This window comes from Frankia sp. Mgl5 (genome assembly GCF_023242985.1).
In the GTDB taxonomy this organism is placed as follows: Bacteria; Actinomycetota; Actinomycetes; order Frankiales; family Frankiaceae; genus Parafrankia; species Parafrankia soli.
This window is the reverse complement of the sequence record NZ_JALKFY010000008.1, coordinates 35,349-51,559: the sequence shown is the minus strand read 5'-3', so window position 1 is coordinate 51,559 and position 16,211 is coordinate 35,349. Positions and strand designations below refer to the sequence as shown.

Annotated in this window: 10 protein-coding genes and 1 pseudogene; 3 read left to right on the top strand and 8 right to left on the bottom strand. The window is 71.5% G+C overall.

The features are described 5' to 3' along the window. Positions 1–80 precede the first annotated feature (80 nt). The 3 genes from MXD62_RS06015 to MXD62_RS06005 all read right to left on the bottom strand — a co-directional run bounded on the left by MXD62_RS06015 (position 81) and on the right by MXD62_RS06005 (position 4,524). On the bottom strand, positions 81–1,757 hold the full coding sequence (locus tag MXD62_RS06015) for an ABC transporter substrate-binding protein (protein WP_248828435.1): 1,677 nt from the start codon (positions 1,755–1,757) through the stop codon (positions 81–83). Positions 1,758–1,864: 107 nt separating this feature from the next. Beyond that, a complete protein-coding gene (locus MXD62_RS06010) occupies positions 1,865–3,712 on the bottom strand; it encodes an ABC transporter ATP-binding protein (protein ID WP_248828434.1) in 1,848 nt (615 codons plus the stop codon). Then, complete coding sequence (locus MXD62_RS06005) at positions 3,709–4,524, bottom strand: ABC transporter permease (RefSeq protein ID WP_248828433.1); 816 nt, start codon at positions 4,522–4,524, stop codon at positions 3,709–3,711. The genes MXD62_RS06010 and MXD62_RS06005 overlap by 4 nt, the downstream gene beginning before the upstream one ends. Positions 4,525–4,753: 229 nt before the next feature. On the opposite strand from MXD62_RS06005, the gene MXD62_RS06000 reads away from it, so the two are divergent. Continuing rightward, positions 4,754–5,155 carry a helix-turn-helix domain-containing protein gene (locus MXD62_RS06000; RefSeq protein ID WP_248828432.1) on the top strand — a complete coding sequence of 134 codons (402 nt, stop codon included), beginning with the start codon at positions 4,754–4,756 and terminating at the stop codon, positions 5,153–5,155. 152 nt (positions 5,156–5,307) lie between these two features. Then, positions 5,308–6,843, top strand: coding sequence for a multicopper oxidase family protein (locus MXD62_RS05995; RefSeq protein ID WP_248828431.1), 1,536 nt, complete (start codon positions 5,308–5,310; stop codon positions 6,841–6,843). A gap of 120 nt (positions 6,844–6,963) precedes the next feature. Here the strand turns inward: MXD62_RS05995 and MXD62_RS05990 are convergent, their stop codons facing one another. From MXD62_RS05990 to MXD62_RS05980, 3 genes and pseudogenes are all read right to left on the bottom strand, one after another. Then, a complete protein-coding gene (locus MXD62_RS05990) occupies positions 6,964–7,593 on the bottom strand; it encodes a lactate utilization protein (protein WP_248828430.1) in 630 nt (209 codons plus the stop codon). Positions 7,594–7,846: 253 nt separating this feature from the next. Continuing rightward, positions 7,847–8,545, bottom strand: coding sequence for an alpha/beta hydrolase (locus tag MXD62_RS05985; RefSeq protein ID WP_248828429.1), 699 nt, complete (start codon positions 8,543–8,545; stop codon positions 7,847–7,849). A gap of 577 nt (positions 8,546–9,122) precedes the next feature. Next, positions 9,123–10,216 (bottom strand): annotated as a pseudogene (locus tag MXD62_RS05980) (LLM class flavin-dependent oxidoreductase). A gap of 315 nt (positions 10,217–10,531) precedes the next feature. Between MXD62_RS05980 and MXD62_RS05975 the strand changes: the two are divergent. Beyond that, positions 10,532–10,924, top strand: a complete 393-nt coding sequence (locus MXD62_RS05975; protein ID WP_248828508.1) for a helix-turn-helix domain-containing protein — start codon at positions 10,532–10,534, stop codon at positions 10,922–10,924. Between the two features lie 3 nt (positions 10,925–10,927). On the opposite strand, the gene MXD62_RS05970 is transcribed toward MXD62_RS05975, so the two are convergent. Both MXD62_RS05970 and MXD62_RS05965 read right to left on the bottom strand, forming a co-directional pair. Beyond that, on the bottom strand, positions 10,928–14,014 hold the full coding sequence (locus tag MXD62_RS05970) for a TIR domain-containing protein (protein WP_248828428.1): 3,087 nt from the start codon (positions 14,012–14,014) through the stop codon (positions 10,928–10,930). 233 nt (positions 14,015–14,247) lie between these two features. Further along, on the bottom strand, positions 14,248–15,834 hold the full coding sequence (locus MXD62_RS05965) for an MFS transporter (RefSeq protein WP_248828427.1): 1,587 nt from the start codon (positions 15,832–15,834) through the stop codon (positions 14,248–14,250). Between the last annotated feature and the right edge of the window lie 377 nt (positions 15,835–16,211).

Below are 16,211 nucleotides of genomic sequence, written 5' to 3'. Positions count from 1 at the left end.
GGGGCGCGCGGGGCGCCCCCCCCCCCCCCCCCCCCGCGGGCGGGGCGCGGCCCCCCCCCCCCCGCGGGTCGCCCACCAGGTCAGGAGACCCAGACGTCGAACAGCGGCGGGATGCGTGAGTCGAAGTCGAGGGCGAAGTCGTGGACGTTGGCCCCCACGCCGACGACCGCGGTGTCCTCGACCAGCGGCACGGCGAGGCCCTGCTCGGCGATCCGCTCCTGGACGTCGGCGAGGATGCCGGCCCGCTTGTCCGGGTCGGTCGTCACCGCCTGCTGCTGCAACAGCGGCTGCAGGGCCGTGTCCTGGACGTTGTAGATGTTCGGCGCGGCGTTGGCGAAGCTGCCCCGCAGCCCGTTGTCCGGGTCGATGCCCCCGGCGACACCCGCCAGGAACAGGTCGTACTGGTCATGCTTGCCGAGGGCCTCGACGGCGGCGGCGGCGGTGTCCAGCCGGGGCTGCAGATCGATGCCGACCTCGGCGAGCTGGGCCTTCAGCAGTTCCACCAGGCCCTGGTCCCACGGGTTGCCGCGATCGATCCAGCCGAAGACGACAGTGAGCTTCCTGCCGTCCTTCTCCCGGATGCCACCGTCGCCGCCGCGCCGCCACCCGGCCTCGTCCAGCAGGCGGTTCGCCTCGTCGATGTCGGTCTTCAGGTGCGCGGACTGGTCCGACCACCCGATGACGGTCGAGGTGAGGACGCTCGTGGGCAGCTTGAACGACGGGTGCAGCAGCGAGTCGCGGATCGCGCCGGTGTCGACGGCGTGCACGATCGCTTGGCGGACGGGCAGTTCGTTGAGCGGCGTCCGGTCGGCGCCGGTCACGACGAGGGCCTCGGTGTTGCGGGGCAGCGGTTGCGTGATGACCGTGGCGCCCGCGGACCCGGCGGCCTCGATGTCGGCCGGGTTGAGCGACGTCGACACCTGGACCTGGCCGTTCTGCAGGGCGCCGGCGCGCACGCTCGGCTCCGCGATGATCCGGTAGACGACCTTGTCCAGGTAGGCGTCACCGGTGCGGGAACGGTACTGGGGCGCCCATCGGTAGCCGCTGCGCCGGCTGAGCACGATCTCGCTGTTCTTCGTGTAGGAGTCGAGGACGAACGGACCGGAGCCCACGACCTTGTCGAAGCGCTGCTCGTAGGGCAGGTCAAGGGTGGCCGGGGCGAGGATGCCGAATCCGGTGCTCGCCAGCGCGACCGGCCACGCCGGGAACGACGCGCCGAAATGCTGGACGACGGTGAGGTCGTCCACGGCGTCGGTGCCGGTGTAGCCGCTGGTCTTCAGCGTCGACAACGCGGCGGACCCGGTGCTCTTCGCCGCGTTGGCGAGGATGTCGTCGAAGTTCCGCTTCACCACCGCGGCGGTCAGCGGCGTGCCGTCGGAGAAGGTCACGCCCGCGCGCAGGTGGAAGGTGTACTCGGTGGCGTCGGCGTTGGCCTCGTACTTCTCGGCCAGCCAGGGCACCGGCTGGCGGGTTTTCGGGTCGAGCGTGACCAGCGAGTCGACGATCGGCCGGGCCACGTCGCGCACGATCGGGCTCACCGCCCGCGGGTAGATGCTCACCGGATCGCTGCTCAGCGCGATGGTCAGTGTCCCGCCGGATGTGGGCGAGGCGGAGGCGGCCTCGCCGCCGGTGTCGTCCCCGCTGTCGCCGCACGCCGCGAGACCCAGCGCGAGCGCAGGTACGAGTGCGAACGCGCTGAGCAGGCGCGATGCTCGCGCCAGGCGGGCCGGCCGTCGCGGCCGGATGGTTCTCGACATGCGGATTTCCCCCTCGGGACGGATGACGTGCGATGACGCGTGGGAACTAGAAGGGCTGCGGTGTGCGGTGCCCGTCGGTCGGTGTCTGCTGCCTGGTGGTCGGACGGTCAGCTGGGTGGTTTCGGCCGGCGGCGCGGGATGGAGGCCAGTAGCTCCCGCGTGTACGGATCGGCGGGACCGGTGAAGACCGCCTCGGTGCTGCCGGTCTCGACGAGCCGGCCGCGGTGCATGACGCCGACCTCGTCGGCGATCCGCCGGACGACCGCCAGGTCGTGCGAGATGAACAGGTAGCTCACGCCCAGCTCGGCCTGCAGCCGCCCGAGCAGGTCGAGGATCTGTGCCTGCACCGAGACGTCCAGCGCCGAGACGGCCTCGTCGCAGACGAGGAGCTCCGGGCGCAGCGCCAGAGCCCGCGCGATCGCGACCCGCTGGCGCTGGCCGCCGGAGAGCTCGGCGGGACGCCGCCCCAGCATGGCCGCGGGCAGTGCGACGAGATCGATCAGTTCGGCGGCCCGCTGCCGGCGTTCGGCCCGGCTGCCGACGCCGAACGAGGCCAGCGGATCGGTGATGATCTGCTCGACGGTGAACCGGGGGTTCAGCGAGGCGTACGGATTCTGGTAGACGATCTGCATCCGGCGCCGCAGCGCCCGCTGCTCCTCGCCGCGGGTGTGGGTGATGTCCTCGCCGGCGAGCGCGATCCGCCCCGAGGTCGGCTCGGTCAGCCGAAGCACGAGCCGGGCGGCCGTCGACTTCCCCGAACCGGATTCGCCGACCAGCGCGAACGTCCGTCCGCGCTGGATGGTGAAGCTGACGCCGTCCACCGCGCGCACCGTCCGGGCGGAAGGCCCGGAGCGGGGCAGCCGGAACTCCTTGACCAGGTCGTCGACGCGTACGTGCGGTGGTTCGGGCGGGGGCGCCGCGGCCGGTGGCCGCACGTCCCTCGCTGTCGCGGGGGATCCTGCCGCTGGGGTTGCCGGCGCTGGGGTCGCCGGCGCTGGGGTCGCCGGCGCTGGGCGCGGTGCCGCCCGCGGTGCCGCCCGTGGACGGGGTTCGAGGCTCGGCGCGGCCGCGATCAGCGCTCGGGTGTACGGGTGCTCCGGTTCGTCGAGGATCCGCTCCGGGGCACCCTCCTCGACGATCCGGCCGTCCGTCATGACCAGGATCCGGTCCGCCCGCTCGGCGGCCACCCCCAGGTCGTGCGTCACCAGCAGGACGCTCGTCCCCGCGTCCCGGGTGAGGCCGGACAGATGGTCGAGGATCTGGCGCTGCACGGTGACGTCCAGGGCACTTGTCGGTTCGTCCGCGACGATGAGCCGCGGCTTCGCCGCGATGGCGACGGCGATCAGGGCCCGCTGGCACAGGCCACCCGAGAGCTGCGACGGGTACTGGCGGGCCCGCAGTTCCGGCTCGGGCATGCCCGCGTCAGCCAGCACCCGCAGGGCCTCCCGCCCGGCCGTCCGCCGGTCGGCCAGGCCGTGGAGGATCAGCACCTCGGCGACCTGCGCGCCGATGCGCTGGGTGGGGTTGAGGGACGTCGTCGGCTCCTGCGGGATGAGCGCGATGTCCCGGCCGCGCAGCGCCCGGAAACGGCGCTCGCTCAGGCCGGTGACGTCCTGGCCGTCGAACCGGATCCGGCCGGCCGCGATCCGGGCCGAGCGTGGCAGCAGACGCAGCACCGCGTGCGCGGTCGTGGACTTCCCCGACCCGGACTCCCCGACGATCGCCACGACCTCCCCGGCGGCGACCCGCAGGCTGATCGAGCGCACGGCGTGGACGACCTCGCCGCGCGGCCGGTAGTCGACCTCCAGCCCGTCGATCTCCAGCAGGGCGGGCCGCGCGTCCGGCCCCGCGGCCGCGGCCGTGTCGGACCCCGCGTCCGTGATGGGCACGCCGGTGCCGGTGCCGGTGGTGGTGGTGCCGGTGGGCTCCTGCGCCACATCGGGAACCGTGTTCATCGGGCGGCTCCCGGCTCGTCCCCGAACTCGTGCGACAGCCGGTTCGCCGCCAGCACCGTCAGCGCCACGACCACGCCGGGCAGGATCGACATCCACCAGGCACCGCGCAGGAAGTTCCGGCCGGTCGACACCAGCGAGCCCCACTCCGGGGTCGGCGGCTGGGTGCCGAAGCCGAGGAAGCTCAGCGTGGTCACACCCAGGATCGCCGCCCCGAACAGCAGCGCCGTCAGGGCCCAGACCGGCCCCATGGAGTTCGGCAGCACGTGCCGGGCGAGGACCCGGTGCCAGCGCGCACCGCCCGAACGGGCCGCGTCGACGAACAGGCTTTCCCGCACCCGCAGCACCTCGGCGCGCATCACCCGGGCGGTGCTCGCGATGGCGGCGACCCCGATCGCCACCGCGACGTCGACGGTGTCCCCCCGGCCGAGAACGGCGATCAGCGCGAGCGCGAGCAGCAGTCCCGGGATCGACAGCAGGACGTCCACGATCCGCATCAGCACGAGGTCCGTCCAGCCGCGCAGGAACCCGGCGAGCAGCCCGAGCAGGGTGCCCGCGCCCAGCCCGATCACCGTGGCCAGCAGCGCCGCCGGAACCGTCCGGCTCGTGCCGTGGACCGCGCGGGTGAACAGGTCCCGGCCCAGCTGGTCGGTACCGAACGGGTGGCTCCAGGACGGCCCGAGCAGGCGGTCCGCGGTGCTGGTCGCCAGCGGATCCCGGGAGGTGAACAGTTCCGGGACCATCGCGGCCAGCAGGACGGCCACGAGCCAGGCCAGGGCGAGCAGCAGCCCCGGTCGGCGCAGCGCGGCGGACATGAACGGGCACACCCCTGTCAATGGACTCAATGCTCCGCGGGACGCCGGTGGCACTGGCGGCGGCGGCGCCCACCTGGGGAAATGTCCATCGCGCCGGGTGCGGCGCATACCCCTACAGCTCCCCACTCTGGTGGAGTCCTTTCCGTGCGCTCCACACGCGGCGAGGTAGGGCCGCAAAGCAGGTCCGGTCGGTGAGAGGGTGGGTGGCGGTGAAGGGTGGCGATCAGGTATGCGAACGTGGTCTGCCGGGCGGACGGCCGGTTCCCCCGGTCCGCTCGAAGGCGATTCCCAGGACGGGGCGGCGGGCCGTGCCCGGGAGATCATCGGCCGGGTGGGTGACAAATGGACGGTGGCGGTGGTGCACGCGCTCGGAAACGGGCCCCTGCGATTCACCGAGATCCGGCGCGGCGTCGACGGCATCAGCCAGCGGATGCTCACGACCACATTGCGGGCGCTGGAGCGGGACGGTCTGGTCAACCGCACGGTCTATCCCGAGATACCGCCCCGGGTGGACTACGAGCTCACCCCGGTCGGTCGGTCGCTGCTGGACACCCTCTGGCTGCTGATGAACTGGGCGGTGCTGCACACCGAGGACATAGACCGAGCCCGGCGGGAGTACGACGCGAAGTAGCTCGCCGAACCGGCCGCGGGTTGTCAGCGGATTCGCGGGCAGCCCGGAGAGTGGGAGGGCTTAGGGGTAGGCATCAGCGTGTGCGCCCAGGGAAGGTGCTGGCCGTCCGGCGACTGTCCGGAGCGCACCAACCATGGTGGAGGCAATCGCTGATGAGTCGTCTGGTGAGCCGACGAAACGTGCTGGGCGCCTGGGTGGCCGCGACCGCGGCGGGCACCGGCTGGCTGGCAACCGTCGGCGGTGGTGACGGCGGTGCCGCACTGGCCGCGGTCGGTGCGCCCGCCGACCCCGCTGCCCATCTCGGCCACACCGGCACCGTCGAGGCGGTAGCGGACGAGGTGACCGCGGCCCCGCCGGTGACGCCGTTCTCCGTTCCGCTGCCGGTCCCGCCGACGCTCGCGCCGACGTCCACGACCGCGGACACGGACTTCTACGAGATAACCAGCCGGACCGCGACGGAGGAGATCCTGCCCGGTTTCTCCACCGAGATCCACGGCTACGGCGGCAGCTACGTCGGGCCGACGATAAGGGCGAAGGTCGGCCGCAAGGTCGTCGTCCGGCACGCCAACCAGCTGCCCCACCCGACCGCCGTCCACCTGCACGGGGCGCACGTCCCGGCGTCCAGCGACGGCTTTCCGACCGATGTCATCGACACGGGGGCGACGAAGACCTACGAGTACCCGAACAACCAGCCGGCCGCGACGCTGTGGTACCACGACCACGCGCATCATCACGAGACCGAGAACATCTACCGGGGCCTGCATGCCTTCTACCTGCTGGAAGACCCGGCGGAAACGGCGCTGAACCTTCCCGGCGGGGAGTTCGACGTTCCCATCCTGCTGTCCGACGCCAACATCGACGCCGACGGCCAGCTCGTCTTCATCAGTCTGGACGAGTACGGACGGACGACGCTGCTGACGAACGGCCGGCCCGCCCCGTACTTCCAGGTGCAGGCCCGCCGCTACCGGTTCCGGTTTCTGAACGCCAGCAACATGCGGGTGTTCAACCTGGTGCTGGGCAACCAGGAGAGGTTCACTCAGATCGCGGGGGACGGCGGTCTGCTGCCGGCCTCGGCGACCGTCGACAAGGTCCTGCTCAGCGCCGGTGAGCGGGCCGAGATCGTCATCGACTTCTCCCGGTACGCGCCCGGCACCCAGCTCGTCCTGAACAACACCCGGAACCTCAACGACCCGAGCCGGCCGGTCGCCCTGCCCGTGCTGCGCTTCGACGTCGTGGCCCGGGTGGGGCAGGACGCCAGCGCCGTGCCGGCCACCCTGCGAGCCCATCCGCCACTGCCCGCGGCGACCCGGGTCCGGGATGTGGTGCTCTCGTACCACACGGCGGCTTTCCCGTTCGCGATCAACGGGATGTTGTTCGACCCCAACCGTGTCGACTACACCATTCGCCGCGGCAGCACCGAGATCTGGCGGATCACCAATCCGGTCACCCCGGTGGCCGTGTACCACAACCTGCACCTGCATCTGGTGCAGTTCCGGATCCTGGACCGCAACGGCATACCGCCCGGTCCGGCGGAGTCCGGCTGGAAGGACACCGTGTTCGTGGCACCGGGCGAGACGGTCCGCATCCAGGCCACCTTCACCGAGTACCTCGGGAAGTACCTTTACCACTGCCACGTCCAGGATCACGCCGGCACCGGGATGATGGCGCTGTTCGAGACGGTGGCCTGAGAACGGACGCGTGAACGCGGGCCGCGGCCCCGGTGATCTCCACCGGGGTCGCGGCCCGCGCCGTGCGGCGTAAGCGGGTTCCCGCGGCCCGTCGACCGTCGCGAACCGCGCTGAGCCAGGTCAGAAGCCGATGGTCTCCCGGACGAGGATGACCGTGCCGCGCTCCGGGAACGCCTCGCGCTCGAGGATCAGGATCCGCCCGATGAACGAGGACTGGCCGTAGAGGTCCGCCAGGCGCTGGTGCTCCCGCGGCAGGCTGTAGGTGCGGATCCGGCGCAGCGCGGTCTCCAGGTCGCCGACGACCTTCTGCGCGCCGACCACCCAGATGGCGCGCCGAGCACCCGACGCGTAGGGCGAGAACTGGCTGCCGCTGGCGGAACCGACCACCAGGTGACCGTTCTCCGTGATGGCATGGACGCTGCCGACGACCACGTCCGGGGTCGCGCCCAGCCGGATCGTGGCGTAGACGTCGTCGCTCGGCGGCGGGGCGGCGGCCCGGACGGAATTGTACTTTCCGGACTCGTCGATGTCCGCGGTGATGCCGGAGAGCCGTAGCGTCTCGCTGGAGGCGGTGAAGACCGACTGGTCGGTCGGCAGCAGTTCGGCGACGAGTGCACGGGCCTGCTCCGCGGTGTCCACCACGTGCACGAGATAACCGTTCTCGCGCAGTGCCGCGGTGGCCCGGTCGATTGCCGCCTCGTCGGCGGCGACGGCGAAGGCTTCGTCGAGCGGCGGGGCTTCGACAGTCATTTTTGTCCCTTCGGTGCGGATATTCATTCGTGTCAGGTGCAGGCGGCGACGCGACGGAGGAACCGCCGCGCCCCGCGCGGCCTTCCCGCCGCGGACGAATACTGCGCCGGGCGGCGCGGGGAGTGGGCGAAACCACCGTGCCGAGCCCGTGACCCGTCGCGTGGTAGGCGCCTGACCAATTCTTCCTCGGACCGGTGTCAGGTGGAAGAAGGCACCTTTTTCTGCCCTGGTGAACTGGAGGTAACCGACATCGTCACAGCCGATTCGTGGCGGGTTCGGGCTGGCGCGGGACGCGCGCGAGGCGGGCGCGCCCGCCCCCCACACCCTCGACCCGGCGCAGCCTCTCGACGAACAGCACCGTGAGCGCCGCGACCAGGCGTACTCCGGGCCCGGCCATGACCTGGTGCCCACCCGGCACGCTCCTCAGCCGGGCCGTGCTCACCGTTCGTGTGATCATCTTGCTGAGGTGCAGCGGGCTCGTCTCGTCCTGCTCGCCGTGGATCAGCAGCACCGGCAGGTCGGGCAGCGCCCGCGGTGGCAGTTCGGCCGGCAGCTCGCCGGCGAACGGTTGGTGCACCAGGGGAAGCCCCAGCAGGATCAGAGCGTCCGGTCGCAGCGCCGGTGAGCCCGCCAGGGACAGCGCGCGCAGGGCCCCGGTGTCCGAACCGAGCAGGACGAACGGAACGCCGGGCACCCGCGCCTCCGCCAGCGCGACGGCGCTGTGCTCCTGGGAGGCCAGGTAGGTCACGTCGTAGCCGTCGATCGCCAGCCGTACGGCGGTCCGCTCGTAGCTGTCCACGCTCTCGCCGCGGCCGGGGATCATCACGATCGAGGCCCGCGGCGGTTGGCCCGCGTCGGCGGCGGGCCAGAACCGCGTGGCGGCACGGCCGACGAAGCCGCGCACCTGGCGGCCGGACCGGATCGGGAATCGGGTGTCCGTCGGGGAATGCATGATCTACTCCAGAAAAAGGGGCCGGTGGCGGGAAAAGACTCCCCGCGGGCAGGCATGGGAAAGCGTGCCACGCGGGCTGGGAAGAGAATCCGGACGTTGCCGGAACGGTTGGTAGCGCGCCGTCGCGGAATTTTCCGGAGGCGCGTCTGTCGTCGCTGAAAGCCTCGGCGCCGCAATGGCGGGGCCGAGCGTGCGGACGAAAATCCTTGGTGGTGGCCCGGCTCGACTCGCCCTCGGCGAGGTCAGCTGGCGGGTGACCGCATACAGGCGGCCGACGCCACCCGCAGGAAATCGATGTGACCGCGGATCACGAGGCGCGTCGTCGGCATGAGCGGCTGTGTCGTTCGCGGAAGCCGCCGTGTTGCCTGCAGTTGCCGTGTTGCCCGCAGCTGCCGTGTTGCCTGCAGTTGCCGTGTTATCGGCGAACCCGGCCGGAGCATGGTCCAACTCTGTGCTGTGGCGGCGCGGATGTCAACACCATTACGAAAGCCGCCCGGCAGGACCCGGTTGGGGAAAGCACTGCCGGACAGGCTGCCGGTATTCCCGGTTCCATCCGCGGCGGGCGTCCGGGCCGAGGTCACGGAGACCATCGGCCCCGGGCACGCAGGATCGGGAGCACACCCTCCCCGAACCAGTACGCCTCTTCCAGATGGGGATACCCGGAGAGCACGAACTCGGTGACGCCGACCTGGTGGTAGGTCTCGATGAGGTCCGCCACCTCGCTGTGGCTGCCCACCAGCGCGGTACCGGCGCCGCCGCGGACGAGCCCGATCCCGGCCCACAGGTTCGGGAAGATCTCCAGCTTCGCGGTCGATCCGTTGTGCAGGGCGAGCATCCGGCGCTGGCCCTCGGACTCGCTGCGCGCGAGCTGCTCCTGGACCGTGGCGACCGTCGTCGTGTCGAGGCCGGCGATCAGGCGGTGGGCCGCGGCCCAGGCATCCTCGGCGGTGTCCCGGGTGATGACGTGGGCGCGCAGCCCGAACCGGGGGTCCGCCCCGCGGCCTCGGCCCGGGACCGGACCTCGGTGAACTTCGCGGCCACGGCGTCCGGTGGCTCTCCCCAGGTCAGGTAGACGTCGGCGTGGCGGGCGGCGACCTCGAGCGCGGCCGGCGACGATCCCCCGAAATAGATCTCCGGGGGCGGGTCGGGGAGCCGGGACAGCCGTGCTCCCCGCAGGCGCACGAAGCGCCCGTCGAGGTCCACCGACCGCCCCCGCCACAGCTCGGAGAGCACCGACAGGTACTCGTCGCAGCGGGCGTAGCGGTCGTCCTTGTCGAGAAAGTCGCCGTAGCCGCGCTGTTCGGCCGTCTCGCCGCCGGTGACGACGTTGAGCAGCAGCCGCCCGCCCGAGAGCCGCTGGAACGTGGACGCCATCTGCGCGGCCAGGGTCGGCGAGACCAGCCCCGGCCGGACGGCGACCAGGAACTTCAGCCGTTTCGTCGACTCGACGAGCATCGCCGTGGTCAGCCAGGCGTCCTCGCACCACGAGCCGGTGGGGGTCAGCGCGCCGGTGAAACCGAGCTGCTCGGCCGAGCGGGCGATCTGGCCGAGGTAGTCGAGCGTCGGCGGCCGGCCGCGGGTGTTCGCCACGGCGGGCGCGCCGTGCCCGCCGCCGACCACGTCGCGTGCGTCGCCGGAGGTGGGCAGGAACCAGTGGAAGGTCAGAGACATGCGCGGGCTCCCGGTGGGGGCGTGGCGTCGGCAGTCGCCACGTCGCGGCCACCACGTCGTACGAGACCGGATCTCGGGCGACCGGATCTCGACGAGTCGGTGCGGGAGCGGTCGGACGTCCTGGCGGCCGGCGTGGCCGAGGAGCGTCTCAGGAACAGCGCATGCTGCCGCTGCGCGCGAGGTCGATGACGAGACGTCGGATCAATCTCAACTTCATCGACACGGAAAGTAGTATTTGCGCAAGAGAGAGCCGCCGTCAACCACCGACCGGAGGTCGCGGTGACCCACAACGTGCCGGTGACCCACAACGTGCCGATGCAGCCGGCGGAGCGCGGTTCGCTCGTCGCCGCCTGGGAGCCCCAGGACGAGGCCGACTGTCGTGTCCGGACGATCATGGACCGGGTGGGCGACAAGTGGTCGGTCGCGGTCGTCACCCAGCTCAGCGCCGGCCCGCGCCGGTTCAGTGAGCTGAAGCGGGCGCTGCCCGGTATCAACCAGCGCATGCTCACCAGCACACTGCGCGTCCTCGAGCGGGACGGGCTCGTCACCCGCACGGTGCACCCGCAGGTGCCCCCGCGCGTCGACTACGAGCTCACCGACCTGGGGCGAACCCTGCTTGACACCGTCGCCTCGCTGCTCGACTGGGCTGTGCGCAACGCCGACGGCATCGACGAGGCCCGCCGCCGCTACGACGCCCGCAGCTCCTGAGCGTCAGTCGTCGCAGGGATCACGGTAGGGGATTCCCGGGGCGTAGAAGGCCCACGCGCGTGGGGACAGCCCGCCCGTACCGCCGCGAGCACAGGCGAACCGCAGTGGATCGTCGCGAGCCGCTTCGAGTGGGCTCAGATCCCACCGGGTGAGTGCGCCGGAGTCGGTGGCGGACACGAGCTGCCCGCCGGTCGAGAACGTCATGGGGGCCAGCGCGCCCGACACCAGCTCACCCAGTGGGCGTGGCCTGGACTGGTCGGTGAGGTCCCAGAGCCTCACCCGCCCGCCGAACGCGCCGACCACGAGGGTTCTGCCGTCCCCGTCGAAGGCGACCGAGTCGACGCGGTCCGCGATGCCCAGCGTGAGCGGGTCCCCGATCCTGCTGGGGGTCGCTGGTTCCGCCACGTCCCAGACCACCGCATGGCCGTCGAGAGTTCCCCCCACCAGGATCCGGCTGTCCGGGGAGAAGGCCGTTGTCATGATGGATCCGACGAAAGGTGTCGTGGCCTCGCCGAGCCGCCGAGGGGGGCCGCTCGAGATATCCCACAGCACCAGGGACTCGGCGGTGCCACCCGCCGCTGTCGCGAGCAGCTTTCCGTTCGGGGCGACGGTGACCCCGCCACTGCCGAGGCCCGTGTGCGACATCTTGGGCAGCCGTGGTCCGCCGGTGGACGAGCCCTCCTCGGCCAGCCGTGCGATCGACCACGAGGTGACATCCCCGTCGCTGCCCCCGGCGATCAGCATGGAGTTGTCGGAGGTGAAAGCCAGGGACATGACCCGCGACCGCGCAGGGGCGAGAGATGTCGGCAGACGCCGTGGGCGTTGCGGGGTCGTCATGTCCCACAACACGATCTGCTCGTCGGTCGCCACCGCGAACAGCGAGCCGTCCGGGGAGAAGGCGGCCAGGCTGACGCCGGGGAGGTCTGTCAGCGGCGCGCCGACGGCCCGCGGTCCGCCGGCGCCTGCGACGTCCCAGAACGTCACCCGGTCGGTAGCGGAGCTTCCCACGGCGACGAGGCCGCTCTTCCTGTCTCCGGCGAGATAGGAGATGTCGGCGCCGGTGGAGGAATGTTCGGTGGGCCGCGGCCGAAGGACGTCTGGCACGTTCCACATCATCACGGTCCGGTCAAAACTGCCGGAAGCAAGAACAAAGCCGGCATCCGGCCCTTCCGCTGCCGGGTCAACCGGGTCGACCGGGCGGAAACTCAACGTCTCGATGACCGCGGTATGACCCGAGAGCGGCCTGGTGAGCTGCCTCGGTGAACCGGATGGACTGTCACCGCTGAGGTCCCAGGTCGCAACAGTGAAGTCGGCTCCGCCGCTTGCGAGGACGCGGCCGTCGGGTGAGAACGCCACCGCGTAGACGGCCCCCGTTCCGGCGTCTACGGTCATCTGCGTCACCCGGGGAGCGGCTGGGTCACCCACATCGAGCAGTAGCGTGGAGCCATAGCTGAAGGTGTTTCCGCCACTTCCGATCCCGAGCGCGAGGTGTTGACCGGTGGGGGAGTAGGCGACCGCCTGCACGGCACCGTCGAAGTCGGTGATGGTCGGGCCGAACGGCGCGGGTGAGGCGGGGTCTGTGACGTTCCACAGAGTCAGATCGCCGTTTCCCGGGGAGTAGTCACCACCGCCGGCGGCGAGCACGCGGCCGTCGGGGGAGAAGGCGAGCGAGCCAGAGCCACCGACCGTTCCCGCCACCTCGGCGAGACGGATCGGGCGATCCGGGTGCTCGAGGTCCCAGAGGCGTAGGACATTCCCGTCCGCGGACTGGTGCAGCGTCGCCAGCACCGGGGCGACCGGGGAGATCGCCACGGAATGGACCGGGCCGAGGTCGCTCAGGGGCTCCTGGAACGTCATACTGACCGGCCTGGGCGCGGCCGGGTCGGCCAGGTCCAGGATCGCCATCGAGCGCTCGGTCGAGACCACCAGGAAACTGCCGTCGGAGGCGAAGGCACCGCAGACCGCGGCCTGACTGCCCGGAATCGAGGTTCTGCCCACCGGGTGCCGGGACGCGGGGTCGCCCGCATCCCACAGAACCACGGTTGCGCCCTCGTTCACGTCATCTGCCCTGTCCTCGGTGAGGGTCGCCAGGAACCGCCCGTCGGGCGAGTGGATCACCTGCTGGATGTCACCGGCCGAGCTGGGGAGCGTGCCGAGATAGTGACTGGTGGTCAGGGTCTCCACCAGGCTGGCCGAGGTCTCGGCGGAGCCGCCGATGGAATGGGCGGCGATTCCGAGGCGTAGGGCGGTCTGCGGGTCAGCCCCGCGCGCGGCGTCGGCCGCCGCCATGAGGCTACGAGAGATCGCCGTCCGCTGGGAGGCCTCGGCCTGGCGCTGGGCGGTCTGGGCACGTACCCCGAAAGCGATCACGGCGGCCAGAAGGACGACCAGGACGGTGACCGCAGAATATGCCGACAGCAGTAGTCGGCGATGCTGTCGTATGTCCTCGCTCTCCAGATCGTCACGGCTGATGCCATGAATCGGGGCCGCCAGGGTGGCGATCTCCTGCCGGAACCGGCTGTGCCGAACGGAGAGGTTCTGCTCGCGGGCCCAGGTCAGATCGACCCAGAGGGGCTCCCGGTCGAACCAGGCACGAAGGCCGGGTGGGAGAGCGTCGTCTGCGGTACCGCTGAGACCGGCCGCACCATCGCCCCAGATCAGGGTGCCGTCTGTGAGCGCTATCAGCAGCGTGTCGGAGCTCCGGTGGGACTGCCACCACTCCGTTTCCCGCCGCACCCATGGTGATGCCGCCGCCGTCGGCGAGGCGAGCAGAATCAGGTAGCGGCTCTGCTCCAGCGCTCGCTCGATCTCCCCCCAGAGATCGGGGCTTGCCGCGAGGCTGGTCTTGTCCCGGAACACCCGAAGCGCGCGTGCCCGGTACCACCGTCTCGCGAGGCGGTGTAAGCCGCGCTGGACCGCGGGAGCGAGCCTACCGTCCAACGCATGACTATAGGAAAGGAAGGCATCGTAGCGAAGACGACCATCGGATCCCGGCGTCCTGTTCGATTCGTCCAGGTCGGGGGGCGTCGTTCCGGCTGGCGGACCCCCGTGCGTCGGTGGATCCGGCGCATCCTCGTTGTCGACCGTCACTGGAACCCCCGCTCGCAACCGTCGAGCGACATGTTAGCCGGACCGTCAACGAGCTTCGCGCGGTGCTTTCAGTGCGGGGAAAGAGGCAGCGGTTCTGCATGGGTGAATGGGGGAACCGGCGTCGGTACCGGCAACAGTGGAATCAGTACATTGCGGAGGTGCCTTACCGCATCACGTGCGGGGCGCAGGTGCCACGAGAGCGCGATGTGCCGCAGCGCACGGCATTCTGCGCGTCAGTCCGTGGCCGCTGTCGCGGGCGCCACGGCAGCCGTGCCTGCCGTGGGTGGGCGCAGGAGCACCAGGGATCCGAGGAAGGCCACACCGACCGAGACGAGGCCGCAGATCACGGCGGCCAGGAGGCCGGCGTCCGCGCCGTTGCGCGCGGTCTGCGCGAAGAACAACGCCCCCACGCCGGAGACTCCCAACGCCGAGGCGAACTGCTGGGTGGTGGTGAGCACGCCGCTCACCGTCCCGCTGATGTCGGGCGGAGCGGCGGCCATGACACTCGCGGCCAGAGCCGGGATCACCAGGCCGTTGCCGGCGCCGGCGAGCATCAGCAGCGGCGTGAGTTCCCAGGCGGAGAGGCCGGTGCCCTCCGCCGACACCACCAGCGCGACCCCGCACAGCGACAGACCACTGGTGAGGGTCCCGACAACCAGCACCCGCGGCCCGTACACGGCGACCAGCCGCCGTGCCGCCAGCGAGGAGAACGCGAAGGTCACGCCGAGCGGTGCGAACATCAGCCCGGCGTTGAGCGGGGAGCGGTGCTGCCCCACCTGAAGGAAGATCGTCAGGGCGAGCAGGAAGCTGCCGAAGAAAAAGAAGTATCCCGCGCTCATGACCATCCCGCCGACGACCGGCCGGGAGCGCACCACGGCCGGTGGGATGATCGGATGCCCGCCGGAGCGCGCCAGCCGGGCCTCCCAGGCGGTGAACCCGCCCAGCACCAGCACCCCGCCGGCGAGCGCGAGCCACGTCCACAGCGGCCACCCCTCGTCGCGGCCGAGCGTGAGTGGGACGAGGACCAGGCCGATGCCGAGCGTCAGCGTGCCCAGCCCGACCGGGTCGAGCCGCTCGGCGCGGGCCGAGCGCGACTCGCGGACCAGCCGCCGCGCCCCGACGAGCGCGGCCAGCCCGATGGGCACGTTGACCAGGAAGATCGGCCGCCAGCCGAGACCGAAGATGTCCAGGTCGAGCAGCACCCCGCCGAGCACCTGCCCGCAGACCCCGCCGAGCCCGATCGTGACCCCGAAGAACGCGAACGCCCGCGGGCGCTCGGCCGGTGGGAACGTCACGCTGATCAGCGCGAGCACCTGGGGCACCATGGCGGCGGCGCCCGCGCCCTGCAACAGCCGGCCGACGATCAGCACCGCCTCGTTGGGCGCCAGCCCGCACAGCGCCGACGCCGCGGTGAAGAGCGCCATCCCGAGCAGGTAGATCCGGCGGCGGCCGAAGCGGTCGCCCAGCCGCCCGCCGGTGACCAGGGCGGCGGCGTAGGTGAACGAGTACCCGCCGACGACCAGCTCGAGCCCGGCGTTGGACGCGTTCAGGTCCGACTCGATGCTCGGTGCCGCGACGTTGACGACGAAGACGTCGAAAAGGCTCATGAAGCTGGCGATCAGGATCACGGGCAGCGCCCGCCACCGCCGCGGATCGGCGGCCGCCTCGCCCGCCGGCACCCCCGCTGTGCTGGCCGATGGCTCGACCGTGCGGGCCGGCGTCCCCACCGGGCCGGCCGATGGTTCCCCCGTCGCCCGGCCATCGCCGTCCCCGCCGCTGACACCGGCCGGTTCCATCTCTGTGATCACGGGCTTCGTCATCTGGTTCCTTCCGCGACGGACGCCGGACCGCCCGCCGAACCACATCTGCGCACCTGCGGATCCATCGCGCACCTCGTCGGTGACAGCGAAGTCCGCATCGCTCGTAAGCATTCCCGAGCCCGGTCGTCCGCAGCCGAGCGAGCCCCGGTCCGCCGCCGCGCCGGGCCGGGCCTTTCCCTGCATTGGCCCAGGTCAGAGCGCTGCGCCGGGCTTGGCGCGAGGCAAGGTGACCCCGGACACACGCCGGCGGCGGCCAGGTCGTGGCAGAGTCGTGGGCTGCTGATCGCGTGCCGGCCGGCCGTGGCCGTGCGGACCGGTCGGCCGTGGCCGTGGGTGCCGGTCGGGCCGCTCGCCACCGACGGGTGTGGCCGGTGGCT

Coding starts and splice junctions, on each gene's coding strand:
- MXD62_RS06015 (WP_248828435.1), bottom strand. CDS start 1,757: ATGTCGAGAACCATCCGGCCGCGACGGCCGGCCCGCCTGGCGCGAGCA.
- MXD62_RS06010 (WP_248828434.1), bottom strand. CDS start 3,712: ATGAACACGGTTCCCGATGTGGCGCAGGAGCCCACCGGCACCACCACC.
- MXD62_RS06005 (WP_248828433.1), bottom strand. CDS start 4,524: ATGTCCGCCGCGCTGCGCCGACCGGGGCTGCTGCTCGCCCTGGCCTGG.
- MXD62_RS06000 (WP_248828432.1), top strand. CDS start 4,754: ATGCGAACGTGGTCTGCCGGGCGGACGGCCGGTTCCCCCGGTCCGCTC.
- MXD62_RS05995 (WP_248828431.1), top strand. CDS start 5,308: ATGAGTCGTCTGGTGAGCCGACGAAACGTGCTGGGCGCCTGGGTGGCC.
- MXD62_RS05990 (WP_248828430.1), bottom strand. CDS start 7,593: ATGACTGTCGAAGCCCCGCCGCTCGACGAAGCCTTCGCCGTCGCCGCC.
- MXD62_RS05985 (WP_248828429.1), bottom strand. CDS start 8,545: ATGCATTCCCCGACGGACACCCGATTCCCGATCCGGTCCGGCCGCCAG.
- MXD62_RS05975 (WP_248828508.1), top strand. CDS start 10,532: ATGCAGCCGGCGGAGCGCGGTTCGCTCGTCGCCGCCTGGGAGCCCCAG.
- MXD62_RS05965 (WP_248828427.1), bottom strand. CDS start 15,834: ATGACGAAGCCCGTGATCACAGAGATGGAACCGGCCGGTGTCAGCGGC.